The following is a 23,323-nucleotide window of genomic DNA, read 5'->3' as shown; positions in this document are numbered from 1 at the left end:
AAGAGCTGCTGCCCCTCTGATCAGGACTATCGCTGAATTTTAGTCTAGTTTTTTAAATTGCCCCGTGAAGACGTCGCCAAAAACGCGTAAAATCCAGCGCCATGACAACTGCAATAGCTCCATCAGAATTAGCGCCAGAAACGCAACGTGTAAAAACACCAGAAACCGTCTTAAAAGATGTATTTGGTTACGATGCTTTTCGCGACGGTCAAGGCGAAGTCATTCACCAAGTATGTGAAGGTAAAGACGCACTTGTTTTGCTTCCAACAGGTGGTGGCAAGTCGCTGTGCTATCAAATTCCTGCGTTAGTGCGCCAAGGCACCGCTATTGTTGTGTCACCGCTTATATCGCTTATGCAGGACCAAGTAGAACAGCTTAAAGCGCTGGGCGTAAAAGCTGCCTATCTCAATTCAACGCTAGAAGCAGACGAACAAGCACGCATAAATGACGCACTGCAAGCTGGCAAACTCGACTTGCTCTACGTGTCGCCTGAGCGTTTAATGCAGTACTATTTTCAGCAGTCGCTTGCGCACGCCGACATTGCCTTATTTGCCATTGATGAAGCGCACTGCGTTTCCCATTGGGGGCACGATTTCAGGCAGGATTATCGCGCTCTGGGGCAAATAAAATCTCGCTTCCCCTCTATTCCTGTTATTGGACTCACAGCGACTGCAGATTCAGCGACCCAAGCAGACATACTGACGCAGCTAAACCTTAACGACCCGCTGGTTTATAAAGGCAGCTTCGACAGACCTAATATCCGCTACCGCGTAATGAGCAAGTACAAAGCCTTTGATCAAGTTGTTGCTTACGTAAAACAGCAAGAAGGTAGCGGCATTATTTACTGTAACAGTCGCGCTAAAGTCGACGACCTGCACGCTAAATTATTCAGACAAGGTTTTCGCTGCGCGGCCTATCACGCGGGTATGGATAACGACGAGCGAGAGCTGGTACAGCGCCAGTTTCTTAACGACAAAATTGATATTGTGGTGGCCACCGTTGCCTTTGGCATGGGTATCAACAAATCGAACGTGCGTTATGTGGTCCACCACGATGTTCCGCGCAGTGTTGAAAGCTATTATCAGGAAACCGGCCGAGCGGGGCGAGACGGCTTAGAGTCAGAAGCTTTATTGTTGTTTGATGAAAAAGATGCAGCCCGCGTAAAACAGTGGATAGAGCAAGGGGAAATAGCCGAGCGCAACCAAATAGAGTTACAAAAATTTGCGGCTATGGAAGCTTTTTCAGAAGCGCAAACCTGTCGTAGACAAGTACTCCTGAACTACTTTTCGCAGTTCAGTGACAGCGCCTGTGGTAACTGCGACATTTGCTTAGACCCACCTAAGATGATAGACGGTTTGGTGATTGCACAGAAAGTACTGTCGTGTGTACTTCGGCTCTCACAGCAAGCCTCTAGCCAGTATGTCATTGATGTTTTGCGAGGCAAGCAGCTTAGGCGCCTTCAGGAAGCAGGTCACCACCAGCTTTCCACGTACGGCATAGGTAAAGATAAGTCGGATAGCTACTGGCACAACATTATCAACCAGCTTGTTCATAAAGGCCTTATACGCGTTGATATTACCGCTCATGCCGCGTTGCGCTTAACCGAGGCCGCTCGGCCTGTGCTAAAAGGTGAAGTAGCGGTTCAGCTTGCCGTTCCGCGACTTGAATTTAAGCCCGACAAGAAAAAAGCAAAACAAGCGCCGGTCAATTACGATAGAACGTTGTTCACCCGTCTTAAGCACTTACGCAAAGTGTTGGCCGAAGAAAATGAAGTGCCGCCGTATGTGGTATTTAGCGACGCCACTTTGGTGGATATGGCGTGTAAGCTCCCTACTACGCGCAACACTCTATTAGATGTAAGTGGAGTGGGCCAAACCAAACTCGAACGCTATGGTGAGGCTTTTATCCAGCTTATTGATGATTACATAAATCGAGAGCACTGAGGGCTTGCAGGCCAACTAGATTCTGTTTTCCAGCTGGCCGCAGGGTTTGCACAAAGTAAAGGTGTACGCCTTGCAGACGGACACACTAGGCGTAAGCGTATTCTCCCCCTTTCTCAAGCGCAGCTTTGTAGGCTTCTCTGGCATGAACCCGTTTTACGTAACCTTGTATGGCAGTAAAGTCTTTCGCACGCCCGCTGGCTACCAACGACTCTAACGGAAATATCATTTGAACATCAGCGCCACTAGGCGCGTCACCCGCAAACCAAGTATTTTTCGATAAGTAAGATTCCACATAGCGTAAGCTCTGCGCTAAATTAGGGCCATAATAGGCATTTAAAATACCGTCTATCAGTTTGTTAGTAATTGGCTTAATAAAGAAAGGCTTCGAACCTTTTTGACGTGCTTTCTCCAGCACTAAGTTTGCCACTAGTGGTGGCATTAGCGAACCTTCAGCGAAATGCAGCCAAAACCAATACTGTTGAAGTGCCTCTGGGTCTTGAGGTACAGAAAATGCGTCTGTGGCGTGGTGGCGAACAAGGTATTCCACAATAGCACCAGACTCGGCAATAGCACCGTGCGGCGTAGTAAGCACCGGAGAGCGTCCCAGTGGATGAACAGCGCGCAATGAATCCGGCGCTAGGTTTGTTTTACTGTCTCGTTGATAGAATTCTATTTTGTACTCTACGCCTAGCTCTTCAAGAAGCCACAAAATTCGCTGCGAGCGAGAGTTATTTAAATGGTGAAGTGTTAGCATACCCCGTCCTTAATACGCTTAGATTAACGCTATTGTTTTTGTGTTGTACTATATACACTTTATAAAGCAAGCAGGTTTACAATAACCAGCGAATTGATAAGTTCTATGCAAAATCTCACCAAAGAAGACATTCAACAGCACGCCGTGTTTAACGAACAAAGCGTAGAAATCCGCGTTGCATTACCTTTAACGCCTCTTAAAACTCAGCAGTGGGCAGAGCAGTTTTGTGAAATTTTTCACTTTTCACTTTCCGACGCAGATTGGGGAGCCGATCGCTTTCAGGCGCTTGTTACCACTCAATCCAGCAATACAAATTTTCAATGCATACTTTGCATTGAGTGGCTTTGCGAGGCGATTTGGCTGGAACCGGTAGGCACTCAACAATCACCGAATGCGATCTACCAGTATCTTCAAAACACGTAAGTATTACCACACCTTTTTCTTTCTGTTTGGCTTTTAGGACAGACTAGTATTATTCTATAGAAAACACATAATTAGCGCTTCAAGGATCATGCTAGTGCCAATCTCCCAGCTAACAAAGTACGTTGCAGCTTTGCTCATTAGTTGGGTGGTTCTAAGTATAAACGCCTTTGCCAGCCCGCGGCTTGTTATCGATGAGTCTTTCGAAAGGGAAATCATCAACCATTATGCACGGGTATCAATTGCACCTAATAGCGCAACCTATTTTGATGTATTGACGGGAAGTTCCACAAAAACACCTACAGCAACGGCTTCTTCAACAGAACGTGTGTGGTATTCAACAGAGCTTGTCCACTCTGGCTATAGTGCCATTCCCTTAGTGCTTAATATCGACCGTCTAAACGTTGATGATTTGCAGATTTATCTTCTAGACAGCAGCCAGCGAATTATAAAATCGTACCGTTATCAAGCCGGTAAAGGTGACTATTCGTTAAGACAACCGCTTCCAAATATCAGGCTTGCTTTCACCCTTCAACCATACCAAGACGCTCGGTTACTAATCGCAGTGAAAGACGAAGGGCTAAAGTACTTTCCAATGTCACTATGGGAGCGAGACCTGCTTGCTCAACACGACACTAATATGCTGACTTTGCTTGGTGCTGTGTCGGGTGTGATGGCACTCATTGCTTTCTATTTTCTTTTTTCCTACTTATATCAGCGCATTCCTACCCGCTTCTGGCTAACCATGTCGTCATTGGTGCTTATTGCGTTGCTGTTCATTACAGAGGGTGGCCTCGCGTTTTGGCCTAGCCTGACCAACGCCAGCGAGCATTTTTACGCCGTATGCTTCGGCGTATTACTACTGTGTATTGGAAAAGTGACTCATCACCTGTTCTCTCGTGTGCCTTTCGTTTTAAGACTGCTTAATTATGTCCTACCTATTGCTGCTACCATTTACTGTTTTACCGTAAATGCTTATATGGTCACAATCACGCTGCTTATACTCACAGCGGCTATGGGTTTGTATCACGTTACCCTTGCTCTTATCTTTAAAGACAAAGGCAGTAGTGTTGTCAGCACCACTTATATTCTGGCCTGGCTATCTTTCTTTGCGTTTTACGCTTTGGTGACCCAAAACCTTTTCAGCGACCTTATTTATACTGTCGATGTCGCGATGGGAATGCTGTTTTTCTTAACCTTGGGTTTCCTGTGTTTTGGATTTGCGGTCATCACAAAAGAGCAGGTACTCAATCAACATAAGCTCTCCTCTCAAGCTGAAATAATTTCTAGCCTAAATCACTTTTATGACTTGTTCCGAAACTCCGCTGAAGGACACTACACATCAACCTGGGACGGTAAGCTAATTTCAGTTAACCCTGCAATGTGCACGGTGTTTGGGTATGAGAATGAGGAAGAAATGCTTAGCGAGGGGGCAAGCACAAAAGCCTTTTACGCATCACCAGAAGACAGACATGTATTGTTAGGTGAGATATCACAGCAAGGCCACGTCACCAGAAAAGAGATACGGGGAAAACGTCGGGACGGCACAGAGTTCTGGTTTTCATTGTCTTGCCAGATCCGCGAGAACGATGAAGGAACTTACCTGTACGGCTCAATTATTGATATCACGGAAAAAAAGCAATCCGATTTAAGCCTTCAGTATTTGGCCACTCACGACTCACTAACCGGCGTATACAACAGGCGGCAATTTGAATCTGTCTTCAAGGAAAAAGTACATAACCACAGCGCGTTACCTGTGTGCCTACTCTTTTTAGATTTAGACCGATTTAAAGTTGTTAACGACACCTGCGGTCACAAAGCGGGAGATGTACTCATAAAAGACGTCGCCCGCCTGATTGAAAATACGCTGCTACCCAACGCGCAGCTAGCAAGACTCGGGGGTGATGAGTTTGGCGTTATCTATTCAGATTTAGATGCTGATGCGGTTTATCTCAATGCAGTGAAAATACTCAATGCAGTACAGGCCTATCGGTTCATGTGGGATAACCGCATATTCAATCTGGGCGTAAGTATTGGCATGGTCGTATGCGATGATAGTAACGTTAGCTCAGGGCAGTATTTAAGTATGGCTGACGCCGCCTGTTATTTTGCCAAAGAGCAAGGCAGAAATCAGGTGCATAAATATAATAAAGATGATGAGAGCATGCAGCGCTATCAGCGTGAGTTGGACTGGGTCTCTTCTATAAACAACGCCTTGGAAGAAGGGCGCTTTGAACTTTATTACCAGTCTTTAAGACCTTTGAGCAAAGCCAGCGATGGTCACTATTATGAAGTGCTATTGCGCCTAAGAGAAAAAGACGGAAAAATTGTTGAGCCCGCTAATTTTTTACCCACGGCCGAGCGCTTTGAAATGAATGTAAATGTCGACAAATGGGTAGTCACAAATACGTTCAAATGGCTGTCTGAAAACCCTGAACATCTCGCTGAGTTAAGGCGATGCAGTATAAACCTCAACTGCCATTCATTAGCAGACAGAGATTTTACGTTATTCATTTTAAACGCTTTCGAAACCTTTAATATTCCTTACAACAAGATCTGTTTCGAGGTGATCGAGTCGGTAGCGATTATAAAAATGGAGGACACCCTTGCCTTTATGCGTACCTTTAATCGCCTTGGGTGCTCATTTGCTCTAGACGACTTCGGTAGCGGCTTCTCTTCGTACAGTTATCTTAAAAGCTTGCCGGTTAATCAGGTAAAGATTGACGGTATGTTTATCAAGGATATGCTGAACGACAGTGTAGACACGGCTATGGTTGCGTCAATCAATGATGTAGCGAAAGCCATGGGTATGCAAACCGTCGGGGAATTCGTTGAAAATGAAGGCACCATGGCACAACTTGGCAAAATGGGCGTTGATTTTGCCCAAGGCTATAGCGTTGCAAAGCCTGCCCCGCTGCGAGAGTTTACCCCACTTTAATAACTGCACTTAATATACGTCTTACGAAAAAAGTGATAGCACTAGCGTCAACTCGCGTATAATAAAATGGTAGACTTGCAAAAAAAGAAGTCATCCCCACTTATTGCCTACTGTCCAAAGTGTAGAAGTAACATGAGTAGCAAACAGCCTAAATACGAATATGTCAGTACCGCAAAATTACCCACTCGCATGGGTGATTTTAAAATACACGGCTTTGTTGAAGCCAGCGGCCAAGAGCACGTTGCCCTTTCTTATGGAGAGTGGAAAGAAGACGACGTAGTGCCAATTCGTATCCATTCAGAATGCTTAACAGGCGATTCTTTATTTAGCACTCGCTGTGACTGTGGCTTTCAATTAGAAAAAGCCATGCAAAATATCGTCGATAATGGTCACGGTGTGCTTTTATACCTTCGCCAAGAAGGTCGCGGTATTGGTCTTTTAAATAAAATTCGCGCCTACAACCTTCAAGATAGTGGCATGGACACGGTAGAAGCTAACGAACATCTTGGATTTGACGCCGATTTAAGAAGTTACGATATCTGCAAGCTGATGCTAGATACGCTGAATGTGAAGCATGTTGAGCTTATGACAAACAACCCGAAAAAGTTGGCAGCACTAAAAGCGCTTGGTATAGACGTGGTTGCACGTAAGCCTATTGACCACGGTATCACCAAAGACAACAAGCATTACTTAAAGACGAAAACAGAAAAGCTTGGGCACGCTTTCGACCCCCACGTTTTCAAATAGACGAGTTATTTAAAAACGCCCACACCAATGTGGGCGTTTTCTATTCAGCTTGGGTTAATCATAGACTGGTTATAACGTATACAGACTTACCATTTAGCGCGCGAAAAGCCGTTGCTCATGCGCTAAGGAGAATGTATGAAAAACATAACCTTATCTGTGATTGTCGCACTGTCTAGTGTTTCAGCGCTACCTGCCATCGCCCAGTCGAACGCCAACCTTGCACATGTTTCTGCGTCAACGCAGCAATATTCTGACGCTGAATTAGACAGTGTACTTGCGCCCATTGCGCTTTATCCTGATACCCTACTTACTCACATACTGATTGCGGCTACCTACCCGCTTGATGTAGTTGCAGCCGACCGCTGGCGCCAAAGCAACAAGCATTTAACCCCGGAACAGGTCGAAAATGTGCTGGCGAGTGTTAACTGGGATCCCAGCGTAAAAGCACTTGCTCCGTTCACCGACTTACTCAGCACCATGGCGAATGATCTTCAGTGGTTACAGCAACTTGGTGATAACGTATTGATTGATCAAAGCCGTGTACTAGACCGCGTGCAGGTGCTTCGACAACACGCCCTCAACACTGGCAATCTGGTGACCAATGACTACATTGAAGTTGAACGGGAACGTGAGCCTACTCGCGAAATAATTTACATTGAGCCCCGTCAGCGGGAAGTGGTGTATGTGCCTTATTACGACCCTCATGTTGTGTACGGTCACTGGTGGCACACAACTTCACCAGTTCGCTGGCGTCATCACGTAAGCTATCATCATCATAGCAATGTCTATTGGTCTCCAAGCATCCATCTTTCTACGTTCTTTTTCTTTGGTAGCGTGCACTGGCATAACCGCCATGTGGTTATTCACCGCGAGCCTGTACGCCGGTATTATCACGGTAGCCCAAGAAAACGCGTGATAAGCCGAGACTATCGTCGCTGGGAACACAACACGGTGCATCGTCGTGCGCGTTACTCTACTCGAGTAGTTCACAATGCGCCTTCGCGATATGAACATGCGGGTGTGTCGCGGGCAAAGCACTTGTCTAATAAACACGTTAGCACGGTAAATACATCGAAACGCCACAATGACAAAAATACCGTAAGACCCATTGCGCGCACGGAAAATACCAAGACCGTAAAACGCACTATTGAACCAAAACAGGTAACGCCACTTAGAGAAGCTCGTTTTCAGAACAAACAAGACTCGGTAAGCCGCAAACAATCCATTGAGCACGCGCTAAAACGCAATCAAGCGGCGAGCAGAAGCGAGAAGCCGACTAGGGACCGGACGCTAAGCCAGTTAAAGCGGGACAAACCCGCTCGGATATCAACGCCGTCAGAGTCGAAGCGATATGCTAATAGAGAAAACACGCTAAAGCGCCCAGCTAAACAAAACATAAATCGAGAGCGATTTGAAAGAACGAGTCTGCAAAACAAGCCGGTGGCTCGAGAGAGCAGTAAGCCAAGACGAATTGAGCGGGCGAGTACTTCTTCAGTAAGCCGTGCTCAAGTTAAGAATTATGAATCAAGCAGAAACAGGACGATAAAGCAGGGACGAACTGAGAAGACGCTGCGTTAGCACTAAATTAAAAAGTTAGTTTCCTATCAGTAAGCCAGCAAACCTATAATTTGCTGGCTTCACTTTTCATTTATTCAACGCTTAGGCCCTATTCAAATGAAAGCTTATCAATGCGTCGACAAAGCGCAGGGGAGACTGTTCATCTAAATTGAAGTAAAGAGAGGGCTCAATAAGTTCAAGTTCCATTATCGCCCAGCCACTGCCCTGCCTGACTAAATCAACCCGTGCATAAAGTGCTTCGCAAGGCATTGCTGACAATGCTTTCTGGGCAATATCTAGTTGTTCTTCATCTACGGCAACGGGATGTAAGCTCCCCCCGTGTTCTTCTTGTACGCGAAAATCGCCTTTCTGCGGCACCTTTTTAATGGCATGGCTGTACTTCCCGCCAAAATAGAAAAGCGAGTACTCCCCTTCTTCAACCACGCTATTTAAGAAAGGTTGAATCATGAAATCACGTTGATTAAACGTATCAGAAAGCGCCTGTTGCTGTTCATGCCAATTTGAGACCGAGAGCTTAAACGTATCATCAGCATTAGCGCTAAGCGTAGGTTTAACCACCACAGTGTCGCAATTGAAATGGGAAAAGGCCTCATCAATAACACTGTTATTAAATGCATTACTCCACCGTGTACTTACAATAGGCACGCCCTTGTCCTGTAGGTCTTTTAAGTAGTGCTTTTCAATATTCCACTGCATAAGAGGCAATGGATTGAGCAAGGTTGCGCTCGACGCATCAATTTGAGTCAAACAAGCCAGAAAGGCCTCTGGATGCTGCTGATAATCCCATGTACTGCGCACAATCACGTAATCAAACCTATCCCAGTTTTCTGACTGACTATGCCAGGATATGGTTTCTACAGACCAACCGTTATTATTGAAAAACGGGATCAAAAGCTCGTCGTACACAAAGAAGTCTTCAAGGTGGTCAGTAGAAAGAAAGGCGATGGCAGGCATGATTGTGTCCTTTAGCTTATTTAGGCATTCGAAGATTAAACTTTTTTAATAATGGTAACTTCTATACAAAAGTTAAATGGCGTAAAAACCGTGGCTTACGTAAACTGTGGCGAAGTTAGCACAGCCCTCATTTTTAACCTACACTTAATCCCAAATACTTGTCGGAGATTGGCATGCAGTACCCTTGGCTCCTAGAAGGTCACAAGATTTTTCGCGTTGTAATTGTTATCCAACTGCTAATTGCGATTGGCATCGGTTTTTATACTGGCGAGATTCTTCCTGCATTTGTTCTTGGTATTCCAATTGCTGTCGTACCACTTGTACTTAGTTTGCAAAATCCCTATTCAGCGATAAGTCGCCATGCGATGGCTATCGGTGTTCAACTGCTAACAGCCCTCCACATCCACCAGTCATTCGGGTTAATTGAAGTCCACTTTGAAATCTTTGTTCTTCTGGCATTTCTTTCCTACTTTAGAGACTGGAAAGTGGTTGCAACCGGCACCGCAGTCGTTGCTGTCCATCATATTTCGTTCTTCTTTTTACAAGCGGGCGGCGCGCCGTTATTTATTTTTGAAGAAGGTCACGTAACCTTTCCTATCTTGCTGATGCACGCCGTATTCGCGCTTTCTGAGGGCGGTGTTTTGATGTACATGGCTAAACAAAGTCATCAAGAAGGTGCCGGTGCGGCTGAACTGCGCTTAGCTATTGAGACCATGCAAAAGGGTGACGGTAGACTCGATTTATCTATTGAGCTTAACCGAGGCCACAAGATTGTTAGACCTTTCGCAGAGCTCATCGACCAAGTAAAAGCATTAATTGAGCTTGCTTCAAATTTAACAGACGAAGTTGTTAGAGGCTGTGACAAGATGGAGCTGGCGGCAAACAACATGTTTGAAATCAGCAGAAACACTGACCAAGAGATTGCCATGGTATCGGCATCGTCAGAAGAAATCGCACAAACGATGCAGCTATCTACCGAACAAACAACCCTTGCCAGCGACAAAGCCTCTGCGGCACAAAGTTCTTCGCAGACTACGCGCGACTCTATTTCCAACACAAGCCGCACCATAGATTCGCTGCGCAACACATTAAATGCGGCAGCGCAGACAAACTCGGCGCTTAACGAGCAGTGCGCGCATATTTCTGACGCAATGCGCTCCATCACCGCCGTTGCCGAGCAAACCAACTTACTTGCGTTGAACGCAGCAATCGAGTCAGCCCGCGCAGGGGAACACGGCAGAGGTTTTGCCGTTGTTGCCGATGAAGTACGCACTTTGGCTATTCGCTCAAAAGAAAGTGCAGACCAAATCACAAGTATTACTGAGCAGCTAGTTGCCCAAACCGCCAGTTCAGTCGAACAAATGCAAACCTGCATTCAGCTGGTTGATGAAGCCGTTGTATCGAGCGATAACGCCACTTCAGCCATGACCCAGATCATGCAGCAAATTCGCGAAGCGAGCGAAAGCATGACCGAAATAGCGACATCAGCGGTGGAGCAAGAAACCGCATCGTCTTCTATAGCGCAAAGTACGGCGCGATTAAGCGAATTCACTTCTGAGGAACTGGCTACCGCTGAATCGCTGGCAGGCGAAGTTGAGGTGTTATCACAAATCTCTCAACGCATGCGCAGTGCTATCGAGCGATTTAAGCTTTAGCCAAAAGCACTAGAAGCACGCTGTTGGCATTTGGGTTATGCATAAAAAAACAAGCTGGATACTTTTGCTGTTATGGGCGGTGAGTTTACTCGCCGCCTTATTGGTTTACGGTCAGCGCCAGCTTTCTTCCTTCGACCCAAATGGTGATTTACTTCACCGCACAACAGCGCCTAATTTTGACGCTTCACTTGTCGAACTACTAAACGAACAAAATATTGCCCCTGGTTCTGTTATTCATGTGGGAACGCAGTCTCGTTGCTACTGTGAAACGTTAACTACACCTCACCAAACTCAGCTATTAACAAAGCTAGGAAATGACTTTCATCAAGTCAGAGTGAATATAGAAGACGTACCAGAACTCGCCGCTATGCTTGATGCAGTGCCCGCGCTTATAGTTTTAGACATGCAAAATCAGCTTCGCTATTTAGGTCCATACGCAACGGGCTACGGATGCTTTACCGGAAAGAACCTTGTCGAACAGGTTGTAAGCTATACCACACAACTCCCCTACAACGGTGCGGTAATTAATACTGATGCAACTGGATGCTTCTGTTAAACCCTTGGCATGGATTATGTAACTTATCTTTGTATATCGTGATATCACTATAAACATGGCAGAAGGCGCGCATATTTTGCGCACTAGGTGCCGTTTCGTGAAAGGTTTACAAGGAGTCCACAATGTCAAAGCGCGCCGTTCTTTATCGCATGGTTACCCCTGATCACATTTGTCCCTTCGGACTTAAGTCGAAAGATTTGCTAGAAAGAAAGGGCTACGATGTTGAAGACCATCACTTGTCCAACCGAAGTGAAACTGACGCTTTTAAAGAGAAGCATAATGTGAAAACCACGCCGCAAACGTTTATCGATGATAAGCGAATTGGTGGCTATGATGACTTACGAGATTATTTCAATTTGAAGCAAGAAAGTGAGTTCGGTTCGCGCTACACACCTATCATTGTGATTTTTTCTTTAGCCGCCCTTGTGGTATTTGCGCTCATGCTAAAAGGTGGACTCCCGACAGGTATTGAACCTTTCATAATGAATTTCATTGGCGTCACCATGGTGATCCTCGCATTACAAAAACTACAGGACATTGTAGCGTTCTCAAATCAATTCATTACTTATGACTTACTGGCCATGAAGCACGTAAGGTACGCATATGTGTACCCTTTCGCAGAAGCGTTTGCTGGGCTTGGTATGCTAGCGGGGCTTCCTGCACTATTAGTTTCACCTGTTTCTATTTTTATCGGTGCAATAGGTGCAGTTTCAGTTATTAAAGCGGTATATATCGATAAACGTGAACTTAAGTGCGCCTGTGTGGGCGGTAATTCAGACCTTCCTCTTGGGTTTATCTCGCTTACCGAAAACCTTGCCATGTTAGGTGCTGGCCTTTACATGCTTACACGATGGATAGCCTAAGTTAAATGAAGGCTGATGCACCGGTGTTGAGCTGGTATCTATTACCGTGTTTACCCGTTGAATTAACAACACGATAATTCACTTGCTATGAGACCCTATTGAGTTTCTTCAATAGGGCGGCTCATACCTTTAAGGTGCGACACCACACTGCGGCCTAGTGCACTTAAATCGTAGCCACCTTCTAACATGCTGACTATGCGACCATGGCAACACTCGTCAGCCACTGCGCGAAGTTGTTGGCTTATCCAGAAATAATCGTCTTCCACCAGTCGCAAATGCGCCATAGGATCTTCTGCGTGGGCATCAAAACCCGCTGAGATAAAAATCAGCTCAGGTTGAAAGTTGCGCAATGCGTTAAACCAGTGCTGCACTTTTTCTCTAAATACTTCACCTGTAGAGCCTGCTTCTAGCGGCACAGAAAGAATATTACTTGCCGACACCGGTGAACCACTGTGTGGATAAAAAGGATGCTGGAAACTGCTGCAAAGCATGATGCGTTGATCGCCAGCAACAATTTGCTCGGTACCGTTTCCGTGGTGAACATCAAAATCGATTATGGCAACGCGCTTTAGTTCATAGTTTTGAAGGGCATAGCGCGCAGCTATAACAATGTTATTAAAAATACAGAAGCCCATGGCGCTGTCGTATGTAGCGTGGTGACCTGGCGGCCTTGTCGCGCAGAACGCCTGCCTGTCACTGCCTTCCATAACCCAATCCACCGCATTACATCCCGCACCAGCCGACTCAAGTGCTGCATTTAAGCTGTGTCGCATCAAGCCGGTATCTTCGTCTAACCATGCGACGTTATCCTTGCGTTCGGAATAGAGCGTTTTTTCGTGGTCGCTAAATATGGACTGAGCCGCATGCTCAAATACACTTTTCACATAGTAAGGATCGTGGGCTAGCTTAATATAAGCTTCAGCAATAGGCGTGGCATCAGCGTGCTCACACACCATATCGAGTCCAGAAGACAGTAATTGGTCGTCTATGGCGAACAGGCGATCCGGTGACTCAGGATGATCTTTCCCTAAGTCGTGTTTAGTGCCGTGTTTGCCGCGAAAAATTTTAATTGTCATGCGAGTGATGCCACATCTAGTACTAACTCTATGTCACTGGGGTCGCCAGTGAACTTCCGTTTAAATTGCGCTTGCTCGAAAATGGCAATCATCGGGCTGTTATCGCCACGCACGTAGGCCATCATCTTTGCAATGCCTCGTTTTTTCGCAACGTTGATCAATTCGTTTAGCAGCCTGCTTGCCATCCCCTTCCCTTGCTGGGTTTCACGGGTAACAAACGCTGCTTCACAGGTATTGTCATTTGGATTGAAGTAAAACCGCCCTACTGCGTGAATGGTAATACGGGAGCCTTCTTGCCTCACAATACATAACGCCGCATCTGAGCTTTGATCCACCGACACCAAATTACACGACTTTTCGCGCGACATTTGCTTCGGGTCGTAGTTGTAACGCAGCCTTAGTGTTTCTTTCGTATGGGAGTAAAAGAATTCCTGCAAACGCCTTTCATCGGCGGGGTTCAGCGGGCGCATGTAATAGGTTTCCCCCTGAATATTCAGTTTTTTAAGCTGAATAGCACCCAGCTCAGGAATATCGGTTGGGTACTTTTCCTGATAATGAGGCACCCAATAATGCTGTCTTACTTCTTCTAAGAGCGCTGCACGGAATTTGGGGTGTGCTACACGAATAAGTTCCAATGCACGCTCTCGAATGCTTTTGCCTTTAAGCGATGCTATGCCGTATTCGGTCACCACGTACTGAACATTGCCCCGCGAAGTAACAACACCCGCCCCTTCACTGATACGGGGTGTGATACGGGAAATGGTTTCATTTTTGGCAGTAGAAGGCAGCGCTATAATCGCTTTCCCACCTTTGCTGATAGACGCACCCGTTACGAAATCAACCTGCCCGCCTATGCCACTGTAAAAGTCGTAGCCCAATGAATCGGCCACCACCTGACCGGTTAAATCCACTTCAAGCGCACTGTTAATGGCAACCATATTATCGTTCTTGGCAATATTGGTGGGTTTGTTTACGTAGCTACTTGGATAAAACTCGATGTGAGGGTTGCTGTCGATTAAATCGTAAAGCTGGCGAGTACCAATAGCAAAGCTAGTAACAATTTTACCGGGGTGGAAAGTCTTCTTCTTGTTGGTGATAGCACCCGACTCCAACAGTTCAATAATACTGTCGGTGAGCATTTCGCTGTGAATGCCTAGGTCTCTGTGGTTACACAGATATTTAAGGGTGGCACTCGGTATTTTCCCAATACCAAATTGCAGCGTTGCACCATCATCCACCAGCATTGAAACATACTGACCAATTCTCTCTGCCACCGAATCGATAGGCGGCGGCGTTACTTCCACAAGCGGCTCTTCGGCTTCAATGCAGGCCGTTATTTCGCTGATATGAATATAAGAGTGCCCGGCGGTTCTTGGCACCTGAGGATTAATTTGAGCAATGACCTTTTTGCTTTGTCTGATTGCCGACATAGCAATATCCACAGCAGGACCTAGTGAGCAATAGCCGAATTCATCGGGTGGGCTTACGTTAACCAGCGCAGCATCCAGTGCTAGCGTACCGTCGCTAAATAAGCTTGATATTTCAGACAGGAAAACGGGGGTATAGTCAGCGCGGCCCTCATCGACCGCCTTACGCATGGCTTCGCCACCAATGAAGAATGTATTCGCTTTAAAGAGGTTTTTATACTCTTCTTTCACCCATCGGGTGTCGCCTAAAGCCAGCATATGAACCAGCTCGATGTCGCTAAACCCTTCGCTGTTATCAATGAGATGCTGCACTAGTGCATGCGGCACCGAGGCATTTCCGCCAACAAAGACACGGCAACCAGACTTTATCAGCGACGACCATTGTGGCGCTTGAGGTAAACTAAATGTCATTTCCATCTGCCCTGTTTTAAGCAATAACTCATCATGCCATAAAAACAGGCGCTTTCCCGCATTTGCTTAAGCGTGAACTATAAGCGATTGGTCGTAGGCTTACCGATTCATCATTAGTATCGAAATTTTTCCAACCAATTTCTGAAAAACGGAGAAATAACAGATTTGCTATTCGCTAGGCGATGGCCGTCATTAAGTAACAAGAGCTGAGCTTTTTGATGGCGCGCATACTTTAAGCTATTTTCGATAGGCACGATATCGTCATTCCAGCCGTGCACTAGGCTCACGTAGCCGTCGTAGGGGAACCGTTGAATTTCGTAGTTTGGCAAATACAGTGCAGGAGCCATAAGGAATACGCCTCGTGCCGAGATTTGGCTTGCTGCGGCAAGTGATACATAGCCGCCCATGCTTGAGCCAACCAGAACAACATCATTGCACTTTTCAGCAATAAACTCTTTAAGTCGCGCTAGGCGAGCTTCCGGGCAGTCGAGATCTTGATAATCAATACTCTCTACGCCAAAACCCATATCGCTCGCTACATTTGAAAGCGTTGTTATTTTACTGCCCCATGGACCGCTTTCTTTGCCGTGAGAAAAAACAACGGTGGTCATTACCGATATCCCTATTCAAAAATGAAAAGTTTTTCCCACTCTAGCGCACTTGCTTGTTACTTGTCTTCCCTGTGAAAGAGTTTTTCTACCAGCACATAGAACATGGGCACGAAGAAAATCGCCAAGAAGGTAGCGGCGAACATACCACCCATAACCGCAATACCTATTGCATTTTGGCTGGCTGCGCCTGCTCCGCTAGCTAGTGCTAACGGCGTTACTCCCAAAATAAACGCCATTGACGTCATTAGAATTGGGCGGAAACGCTGAGAGGCTGCATTTGAAACCGCAGTCATTAAATCTTCGCCGTTTTCGTACTGTTCTTTTGCAAATTCGACAATAAGAATAGCGTTTTTCGCCGCCAAACCTACGGTAGTCAAAAACGCTACTTGCAGGTACACATCGTTCGGCAAGTTGAAAATAAACGCAGCGGTTACAGAGCCGAGAATACCCAAAGGCACCACTAACATAACGGCGAATGGCACAGACCAGCTTTCGTACAGGGCCGCTAAGCACAAGAAAACAATCAAGATTGATAGTGCGTAAAGCATAGGCGCTTGCGAGCCTGCTTCTTGCTCTTCATAAGATAGGCCTGACCATTCAATTGCGAAGCCTGGCGGTAACTGCTCAACCAATTTCTGCATTTCAGCCATTGCTTCACCCGAAGAGATACCTTCAGCAGCACTACCTTGAATATTGACAGACGACACGCCGTTAAAACGCTCTAACTTAGGTGAGCCATAAACCCATTCAGTGGTCGAGAACGTGTTAAACGCCACCATCTCGCCGTCGCTGTTGCGAACAAACCACTTATCCAAGTCTTCAGGGGTCATGCGATGAGGCAAATCTGCCTGCATGTAAACACGCTTTATTCGACCTTTATCAATAAAGTCATTTACATAGCTGGACCCCCACGCTATTTGAAGCGCGTTATTGATCTCACTTAAATTCAATCCAAGTGCCGACGCTTTCTCGCTATCAATATTGATTTTAAATTGAGGTACGTCACTTAAACCATTGGGGCGAACGCCAGCCAGCTTTGGATTCTGCGCTGCCATGCCCAACAGCTGATTACGCGCATTCATCAGCGCTTCGTGACCATTTCCACCACGGTCGACCAGCTGCATATCAAAGCCCGTTGCATTACCTAGTTCCATGATAGGCGGAGGCACTATAGGAAAGGCTGAGGCATCTTGAATTTGGCTAAACGCGCCAAAAGCTCGGTTCATCACTGCAAACGCAGAATTATTTTCGTCTCTTACGCTCCAGTCGTTGAAGTTTAAGAAAGCCATACCCGCGTTTTGCGCCTGACCCGCAAAGCTAAAGCCCACAACCGCGAACATGCCGTTAACCGCGTCTTGTTCTTGTTCAAGAATATAGTCTTCCACTTGCTTGATAGACTCGAGCGTACGGCCAGCTGTTGCACCAGGCGGTGTGCTTACCAACACCATCATACGCCCTTGGTCTTCATCTGGAAGAAACGCGCCAGGAAGCTGGCTGAAAATAAATGCCATACCACCTACAAGCAAACCATAAACAACGAAATAGCGCTTAAAGCGTTGCGCCATGTGAGTTGTTGTCTTTTGATAGCGATCGCGGCCTTTGTTAAACGTGCGGTTAAACCAGCCAAAGAAGCCTTTGTTCTTGTCATGGTTTTCCGGATGCTTTTTCAATAACGTGGCGCACAAAGACGGTGAAAGGACAATGGCGACCAATACCGAAAATGCCATAGCCGACACGATAGTAACCGAGAACTGACGATAAATAGCGCCTGCTGAGCCGCTGAAGAACGCCATTGGGATAAATACCGTTGAAAGCACGGCCGCAATACCAACAAGTGCACCTGTGATTTGAGTCATCGACTTTTTGGTGGCTTCGGCAGGTGAAAGGCCTTCCTCTTCCATAATACGTTCAACGTTTTCCACCACCACGATGGCATCATCTACGAGCAGGCCGATAGCAAGTACCATAGCGAACATGGTTAGCACGTTAATACTAAAGCCAAATGCCAGTAGCACAGCAAAGGTGCCGAGCAATACCACTGGCACCGCAATGGTAGGGATTAACGTTGCACGCCAGTTTTGAAGGAACAGTAGCATCACCAAGAATACCAGTACTACCGCTTCAATAAGCGTATGTACTACCGACTCGATAGAAAGCTCGATAAAAGGAGAACTATCAACCGGGTAAACCACTTTAACTGTATCTGGCAAATTCGAGCGCAGTTCTTCAACTCGGGCTTTTACTGCCTTAATGGTATCTAGTGCGTTTGCGCCAGAGGCAAGGCTTATCGCCATACCTGATGCAGGCTTGCGATCGTATCGAACAATAACATCGTAGCTTTGCGCACCCAGTTCAACACGCGCAACGTCACGCACGCGAACCTGAGAACCATCGGTATTTACGCGAAGTACGATGTTTTCAAAATCTTCAACGGTTTGAAGGCGACTCTGCGCTTGAATTGTCGCGTTAATTTGCTGATTTTCTATTGCAGGCATACCACCTAGTTGACCTGCAGACACATCAGTATTTTGTACCTGAACAGCACCTTGAACGTCAGTAGGTGTAAGATTGTAGCTGTACAGTTTATCTGGATCTAACCATATACGCATTGAACGCTGCGCACCGAATACCCGTACATTTCCCACTCCATTAACACGGGAAATCGGGTCGCGAAATTGAGAAACTAACAGGTCGCTCAGGTCATATTGCGTCATTGAGTCGTCTTCAGAATAGAAGCCAACTGCCAATGCAAATGCGCTATTTGCTTTAGTTACGGTTACCCCTTGTTGCTGTACCTGAGTAGGCAACAGCGGCAGTGCACCCTGTACCTTATTCTGAGTTTGTACTTGCGCAATATCAGGGTCAGCACCTGGCTCAAAAGTGAGCGTAATAGACATGCTGCTGTTCGAACTGCTTGCCGAGAAATAACGTAGGTTATCAATTCCCGTCAGGCTTTGTTCTATTACCTGAGTAACCGAGTTCTCTACGGTTTCTGCAGATGCTCCAGGATACGTTGCTGAGATAGTCACCGAGGGCGGTGCCACCTTGGGATATTGTTCAATGGGGAGTGAGGTAATTGCCAACACACCCGCCATCATTGTGATAATTGCCAGCACCCATGCAAACACGGGCCTGTCTATAAAGAAACGAGCCATATTACTTAAATCCCTTGTTTGCTATCGTGAGCCACGTGATGATGGTTGCCACTCTGACGGATTAACTTTCGCGCCAGGCTTCACCTTCTGATATCCAGTTACAATTACCTTTTCGCCTTCGCTCACACCGCTTAGGGCAACATATTGGTCTCGATAGATTTTGCCTATTTCCAAAGTACGGCCTTCAACTTCGTTGTTTTGGTTAACAACATAAACTGAAAGCGAACCGTCTGGTTGGCGTGTCGTTGCGCGTTGAGGAACAAGCAGCGCATTTTCGCGTCCAGTAATGACGTGGCCTTTCACAAACAAGCCAGGCAGCAATACGCCATCTGGATTTGGCATTTCAGCACGAAGTGTTACCGACCCAGTGGTCTCATCAACCGTTACCTCAGAAAATTTAACGCTGCCTGTTTGGTCGTAACGCTTGCCTGTTACTTCATCTACCGTTAATTCAACATCCATTGAACCTTGGTTTCTCATTGACTGACGAAGCGTAATAATTGACGCACCTGACTCCTGCATATCAATGAAAACTGGGTCAAGCTGTGTAATGGTTGCAAGTTGCTGAGATTGGTTCGTGGTAACTAGGGTACCTTCAGTAACAAAAGAGCGGCTAATACGTCCGCTGATTGGGGCGTACACTTTGGTATAACCCATATTAACCTTCGCTACGTCAACAGCAGCTTCAGCTACGCTAATTGCCGCTTGCGCTTGATCTTTCTGAGCAATTACGTCGTCATATTCTTGTTTGCTTACCGCGTTTTGCGCAACAAGGTCGTCATAGCGTCGCGCCTTTGCCTCCAACGTTTTAAGGTTCGCTTGAACACTTTTCAAATCGGCTTTTGCGCTATTTAACTGTGCTAGATAACGGGCTTCGTCAATTTGATAAAGCTGCTGTCCTTTTTCTACATGTGCGCCTTCTTCAAACAAGCGCTCCGTAATAACACCATCTACCTGAGGACGCACCTGAGATTGACGAGACGGGCTTACTCGGCCCGGTAACACCATTTCATGTACTACAGGTTCTTGTTTCAGTGTAACTACCGATACTGAGGGTGCAGGCATACCTTGCTGAGCACCTTGCTGTGCTTGCTCGCCTTCATTCGAACACCCAATAACGCCGACAAGGGTTATTAATGCTGCAGTAACATAAAAAATGCGACTCATAAATTTTCTATTTCCCAATAACTTTTTGTACAGAACACGGCCTTTGCTCTGCATATCCAATTTTAAAATTAAAGCTTATTGCTTCCGGTGCACCGAATTATCTAGCGCATTTCAAAGCCTGAAACTGCGATAATTGGTTTTGAAGTGGCATAGTTAAGCGATCATTGATACGGATCTACGCTCTTATAGGTCATATTGTGCGCATTTATAGATGATAATAAAAGTCAATGAAGTTGAAATTACTGAAGTTGTCGGTCAAATACCTGAGCGTGTATACGTTATACGAATAAAGCGAAATCACAGCGCACTTAACGTTCTATTTTAACGAATAATAACCCAGCAATAACTGGTAGGCGTGAATGACGTCTTGGGCTTCCTGTTGCGTTCCTCCCTTATCAGGGTGAACCAACTGCAGGGCTTTTTTATATACTCGTTTTAGTACCGACAAAGAAACATGTTCATCTTGGGGCAGGCCCAGAAGCGCGTGGGCATCAGAAATATCTTCCTGCTCAAAGGTGTGCGCGTTTCCTGAGGCCATGCGATGCCAAAACGCATTGAGCAGTGCATCTACACTTTTTCTGTCGGCCTTCTCAAAATTGCCCCAGTCTAAGTAGTATTCAGCTAAGGCATCAGCTTCGGTTATTGCTCTAACCTTATCTTGGCTTTCTTTATCATTGTCGCTGTGGGCACTTTCTTGGTTTAGCTTAATATTAAGAGTATGAATGTCTAGCACGCCTTCGCCCTGCTCAATCCAACTACGTTTAAGTTGATAGAGGGCGTGAAACACAATGAAATGGGTTTTAAAGAGCATTAAAGGCTCTCGTAACGAAGCGTCATCAAAAAAGTGATATGGCGCTTTTTTCAAAATATCAATGAGCTCATACTCGCTCACACCACGTTGAAAAAGCGGCTTTTGTGTCGATAACGTATCAACAAGTAGTTCGGCTTGAAGCACGTAAGCTTCGCTAGCATCAGGCTGATTTTGCAAAACTCATTACCTTGCTTTAAATAGGGTTCATCCAGGGCCTGCTGGTCTTTGATGTACGTTAAAGACCAACAGCCCTAGTGTACAAACATGTTAAATATTGGCCTAGTACCGATTTTATTGCTAGAAAGTAATCCAAAACGCAACGTTCACTGTTAAAGTAGCTTAGTAAAAATAAATTAATAACTTTGGAGTTCACTTGAAAGCACTCATTGCCCTTACCAGTATTGTCGGTTTCCTTATGGTGGTATTACCCGGCCCCCTTTATCAGTATGCCGGTGTGAGTTTAGGCACCGCATTTACTTCACTGCGATTTGGCGTGTATGTGGGCGGCGCAGCGTTGATACTCATTATTTTGCAGGTTTTGATTAACCGTAAAAACGTTAGCTGGGGAAGCACCTTTATCTGTGCCATTCTTGCCCTGGTTGCTGTGGGAATGCCGGTGAGCATGATGAGCAAAGCCAGCGCAGTTCCTCCGATCCATGACATTACTACCGATGTCACTAATCCGCCGGAGTTCGTTGCAATTGCTCCGCTACGCGAAGGTGCGCCTAACTCCATCGCTTACGAAGGCGGTGAAGTCACTAAGCAGCAACTAGAAGCTTACCCTGAAATTAAAACTCAATTGCTGCCGCAACCTGCAAATGAGGTCTTCATCGCTGCAGAAAAAGCCATAGAGGCGCTTGGATGGGAACGCGTTAATGAAGGCGCATTGCCGAACACCTTAGAAGCCACCGACACCACAGCGTGGTTTGGTTTTAAAGACGACGTAGTTATTCGTCTAACCGCTAAAAGCGACGACACACTGGTTGATATCCGCAGCAAATCACGAGTAGGGAAAAGTGATTTAGGCAAGAATGCTGAACGTATCGAAACCTTTATGGCAGAGCTTAGAAACCAACTTGGATATCACTAAAACCTGACCACCCGCTTAAAAAACAAAGCCCGTTCGCACTAAGCTAACGGGCTTTTTGTAATTGGACCTAACTTTAGTGGGCCAACTTTAAGACAACGACTCCTGCAACAATAAGCGCTACGCCGAAATATCGTGCCAATGACGAGGGGTCGCCATAAAACATAACACCCACTAAAAATGTGCCCGCGGCGCCAATTCCTGTCCACACAGCGTACGCCGTACCAATTGGAATTTGTTTTTGCGCCATCCATAAACAAAAACCACTGGCAGCCATAAACCCAACCGCAAGTAAAATACCCATTACGCGGGTTTCCGCCTCTTGTGACATTTTTAGTCCAACAGGCCAACCAATTTCCAGAAGGCCCGCCACAATCAAATAAATCCAGCTCACCAGTCTACCCCTCTCTTCGCGCTCATCGTCAACTATCACAGATGCGTAGCGTACCGTCTTAAATCATAAAGCGTACTCGACGCGTCGTAATATTTTGCTATTTAGCGCTTTTGCCTTACAAACTCGCCAACTGAATACTTACCATACCTAATACCGCAGCATTAAGACGGTTAAACCAACGCCAGAAATTAGGGCGCTGCATATGGTGTGCAAAACGTGCGGTTAAGGTACTCAAACCTACGAACCAAACCACCGATGCACCAATAGCTCCACCCACAAACCACCATTTATTTTCTTGCCACTGACTCGCTAAATTTCCCATCAACAATAAAGTGTCTAGGTAAAAGTGGGGGTTTAGCCAGGTTACTGCCAACGCGATGAGCAGTGCTTTTTTGAACGACAGTTGCTTTTTCGCCATTTCTAAAACTAGCGCGTCGTTGGCCAAAGATGATTTTATTTTGTTAAAAGCAATCCACAGTAAGAACGCAACACCAGCCCACTTGGTGATAGACACCAGCATTGGGTATTCCTGCAATAGCAAGCCAAAGCCCATCGCTCCTAAGCTTATTGAGATAGCATCGCTTAGGATAAACAGCAGGACAAATAAGGTTGTCCACTGTCGCTTCATCGATTGCTCAATCAAAAAACTGTTTTGTGCGCCTACTGCAATAATTAGGGTACCGCCCATCACGAAACCACTTGTTGCTGCCGCCAACATGATAAATGCCTCTTAGTGTAAATAAGTTCAAACGCCGTAGCTGTAACGCGGTTTAAGG

19 protein-coding genes are annotated in these 23,323 nt (G+C 46.1%); 9 read left to right on the top strand and 10 right to left on the bottom strand.

Annotated elements, in window-relative coordinates:
* The first annotated feature begins 101 nt into the window (after positions 1–101).
* Complete coding sequence (gene recQ, locus NO989_RS03705) at positions 102–1,943, top strand: DNA helicase RecQ (protein ID WP_061439015.1); 1,842 nt, start codon at positions 102–104, stop codon at positions 1,941–1,943.
* 85 nt (positions 1,944–2,028) lie between these two features.
* Here the strand turns inward: recQ and NO989_RS03700 are convergent, their stop codons facing one another.
* Positions 2,029–2,697 carry a glutathione S-transferase gene (locus tag NO989_RS03700; protein ID WP_014975342.1) on the bottom strand — a complete coding sequence of 223 codons (669 nt, stop codon included), beginning with the start codon at positions 2,695–2,697 and terminating at the stop codon, positions 2,029–2,031.
* Between the two features lie 105 nt (positions 2,698–2,802).
* Here NO989_RS03700 and NO989_RS03695 point away from each other — a divergent pair, with 105 nt between their 5' ends.
* The 4 genes from NO989_RS03695 (at position 2,803) to NO989_RS03680 (ending at position 8,380) form a co-directional block, all read left to right on the top strand.
* On the top strand, positions 2,803–3,120 hold the full coding sequence (locus NO989_RS03695) for a hypothetical protein (RefSeq protein ID WP_061439013.1): 318 nt from the start codon (positions 2,803–2,805) through the stop codon (positions 3,118–3,120).
* A gap of 88 nt (positions 3,121–3,208) precedes the next feature.
* Positions 3,209–6,055 carry an EAL domain-containing protein gene (locus NO989_RS03690; protein WP_216600658.1) on the top strand — a complete coding sequence of 949 codons (2,847 nt, stop codon included), beginning with the start codon at positions 3,209–3,211 and terminating at the stop codon, positions 6,053–6,055.
* A gap of 132 nt (positions 6,056–6,187) precedes the next feature.
* Positions 6,188–6,802, top strand: coding sequence for a GTP cyclohydrolase II (ribA, locus tag NO989_RS03685; RefSeq protein WP_014947836.1), 615 nt, complete (start codon positions 6,188–6,190; stop codon positions 6,800–6,802).
* A 135-nt stretch (positions 6,803–6,937) separates the two neighbouring features.
* Positions 6,938–8,380 (top strand): DUF3300 domain-containing protein, encoded by a 1,443-nt coding sequence (locus tag NO989_RS03680; protein WP_371342049.1) that lies wholly within the window; start codon positions 6,938–6,940, stop codon positions 8,378–8,380.
* Between the two features lie 81 nt (positions 8,381–8,461).
* Here NO989_RS03680 and NO989_RS03675 read toward each other — a convergent pair whose 3' ends face one another.
* Positions 8,462–9,334: a RimK family alpha-L-glutamate ligase gene (locus NO989_RS03675; protein WP_371342048.1), complete on the bottom strand. Its 873-nt coding sequence runs from the start codon at positions 9,332–9,334 to the stop codon at positions 8,462–8,464.
* A 173-nt stretch (positions 9,335–9,507) separates the two neighbouring features.
* On the opposite strand from NO989_RS03675, the gene NO989_RS03670 reads away from it, so the two are divergent.
* From NO989_RS03670 to NO989_RS03660, 3 genes are all read left to right on the top strand, one after another.
* Positions 9,508–10,989, top strand: coding sequence for a methyl-accepting chemotaxis protein (locus NO989_RS03670; RefSeq protein WP_014975337.1), 1,482 nt, complete (start codon positions 9,508–9,510; stop codon positions 10,987–10,989).
* 37 nt (positions 10,990–11,026) lie between these two features.
* Positions 11,027–11,545, top strand: a complete 519-nt coding sequence (locus tag NO989_RS03665) for a DUF6436 domain-containing protein (protein ID WP_239239383.1) — start codon at positions 11,027–11,029, stop codon at positions 11,543–11,545.
* 122 nt (positions 11,546–11,667) lie between these two features.
* Positions 11,668–12,408, top strand: coding sequence for a MauE/DoxX family redox-associated membrane protein (locus tag NO989_RS03660; protein WP_069943519.1), 741 nt, complete (start codon positions 11,668–11,670; stop codon positions 12,406–12,408).
* 95 nt (positions 12,409–12,503) lie between these two features.
* Here the strand turns inward: NO989_RS03660 and NO989_RS03655 are convergent, their stop codons facing one another.
* The 6 genes from NO989_RS03655 to NO989_RS03630 all read right to left on the bottom strand — a co-directional run bounded on the left by NO989_RS03655 (position 12,504) and on the right by NO989_RS03630 (position 21,243).
* Positions 12,504–13,484 (bottom strand): histone deacetylase family protein, encoded by a 981-nt coding sequence (locus NO989_RS03655; RefSeq protein ID WP_239239386.1) that lies wholly within the window; start codon positions 13,482–13,484, stop codon positions 12,504–12,506.
* Positions 13,481–15,322 carry a bifunctional acetyl-CoA hydrolase/transferase family protein/GNAT family N-acetyltransferase gene (locus NO989_RS03650; protein WP_239239389.1) on the bottom strand — a complete coding sequence of 614 codons (1,842 nt, stop codon included), beginning with the start codon at positions 15,320–15,322 and terminating at the stop codon, positions 13,481–13,483. The genes NO989_RS03655 and NO989_RS03650 overlap by 4 nt, the downstream gene beginning before the upstream one ends.
* A 113-nt stretch (positions 15,323–15,435) precedes the next feature.
* On the bottom strand, positions 15,436–15,933 hold the full coding sequence (locus NO989_RS03645; RefSeq protein WP_014947828.1) for an alpha/beta hydrolase: 498 nt from the start codon (positions 15,931–15,933) through the stop codon (positions 15,436–15,438).
* Positions 15,934–15,989: 56 nt separating this feature from the next.
* Positions 15,990–19,088, bottom strand: a complete 3,099-nt coding sequence (locus tag NO989_RS03640) for an efflux RND transporter permease subunit (RefSeq protein ID WP_014947827.1) — start codon at positions 19,086–19,088, stop codon at positions 15,990–15,992.
* Between the two features lie 21 nt (positions 19,089–19,109).
* Positions 19,110–20,255 carry an efflux RND transporter periplasmic adaptor subunit gene (locus tag NO989_RS03635; RefSeq protein WP_014947826.1) on the bottom strand — a complete coding sequence of 382 codons (1,146 nt, stop codon included), beginning with the start codon at positions 20,253–20,255 and terminating at the stop codon, positions 19,110–19,112.
* A gap of 316 nt (positions 20,256–20,571) precedes the next feature.
* Positions 20,572–21,243 carry a DNA-J related domain-containing protein gene (locus NO989_RS03630; RefSeq protein WP_371342047.1) on the bottom strand — a complete coding sequence of 224 codons (672 nt, stop codon included), beginning with the start codon at positions 21,241–21,243 and terminating at the stop codon, positions 20,572–20,574.
* Positions 21,244–21,439: 196 nt separating this feature from the next.
* Here NO989_RS03630 and NO989_RS03625 point away from each other — a divergent pair, with 196 nt between their 5' ends.
* Positions 21,440–22,156 carry a DUF1499 domain-containing protein gene (locus tag NO989_RS03625; RefSeq protein ID WP_014975331.1) on the top strand — a complete coding sequence of 239 codons (717 nt, stop codon included), beginning with the start codon at positions 21,440–21,442 and terminating at the stop codon, positions 22,154–22,156.
* Positions 22,157–22,229: 73 nt separating this feature from the next.
* On the opposite strand, the gene NO989_RS03620 is transcribed toward NO989_RS03625, so the two are convergent.
* Positions 22,230–22,547, bottom strand: coding sequence for a multidrug efflux SMR transporter (locus NO989_RS03620; protein WP_014947823.1), 318 nt, complete (start codon positions 22,545–22,547; stop codon positions 22,230–22,232).
* A 115-nt stretch (positions 22,548–22,662) separates the two neighbouring features.
* A complete protein-coding gene (locus NO989_RS03615) occupies positions 22,663–23,265 on the bottom strand; it encodes a LysE/ArgO family amino acid transporter (protein ID WP_014975330.1) in 603 nt (200 codons plus the stop codon).
* Between the last annotated feature and the right edge of the window lie 58 nt (positions 23,266–23,323).

This window comes from Alteromonas sp. DY56-G5 (genome assembly GCF_041414725.1).
GTDB lineage: Bacteria > Pseudomonadota > Gammaproteobacteria > Enterobacterales > Alteromonadaceae > Alteromonas > Alteromonas macleodii.
Note: the sequence above shows the minus strand (reverse complement) of the source record. Positions and strands in the feature narration are given on the sequence as shown.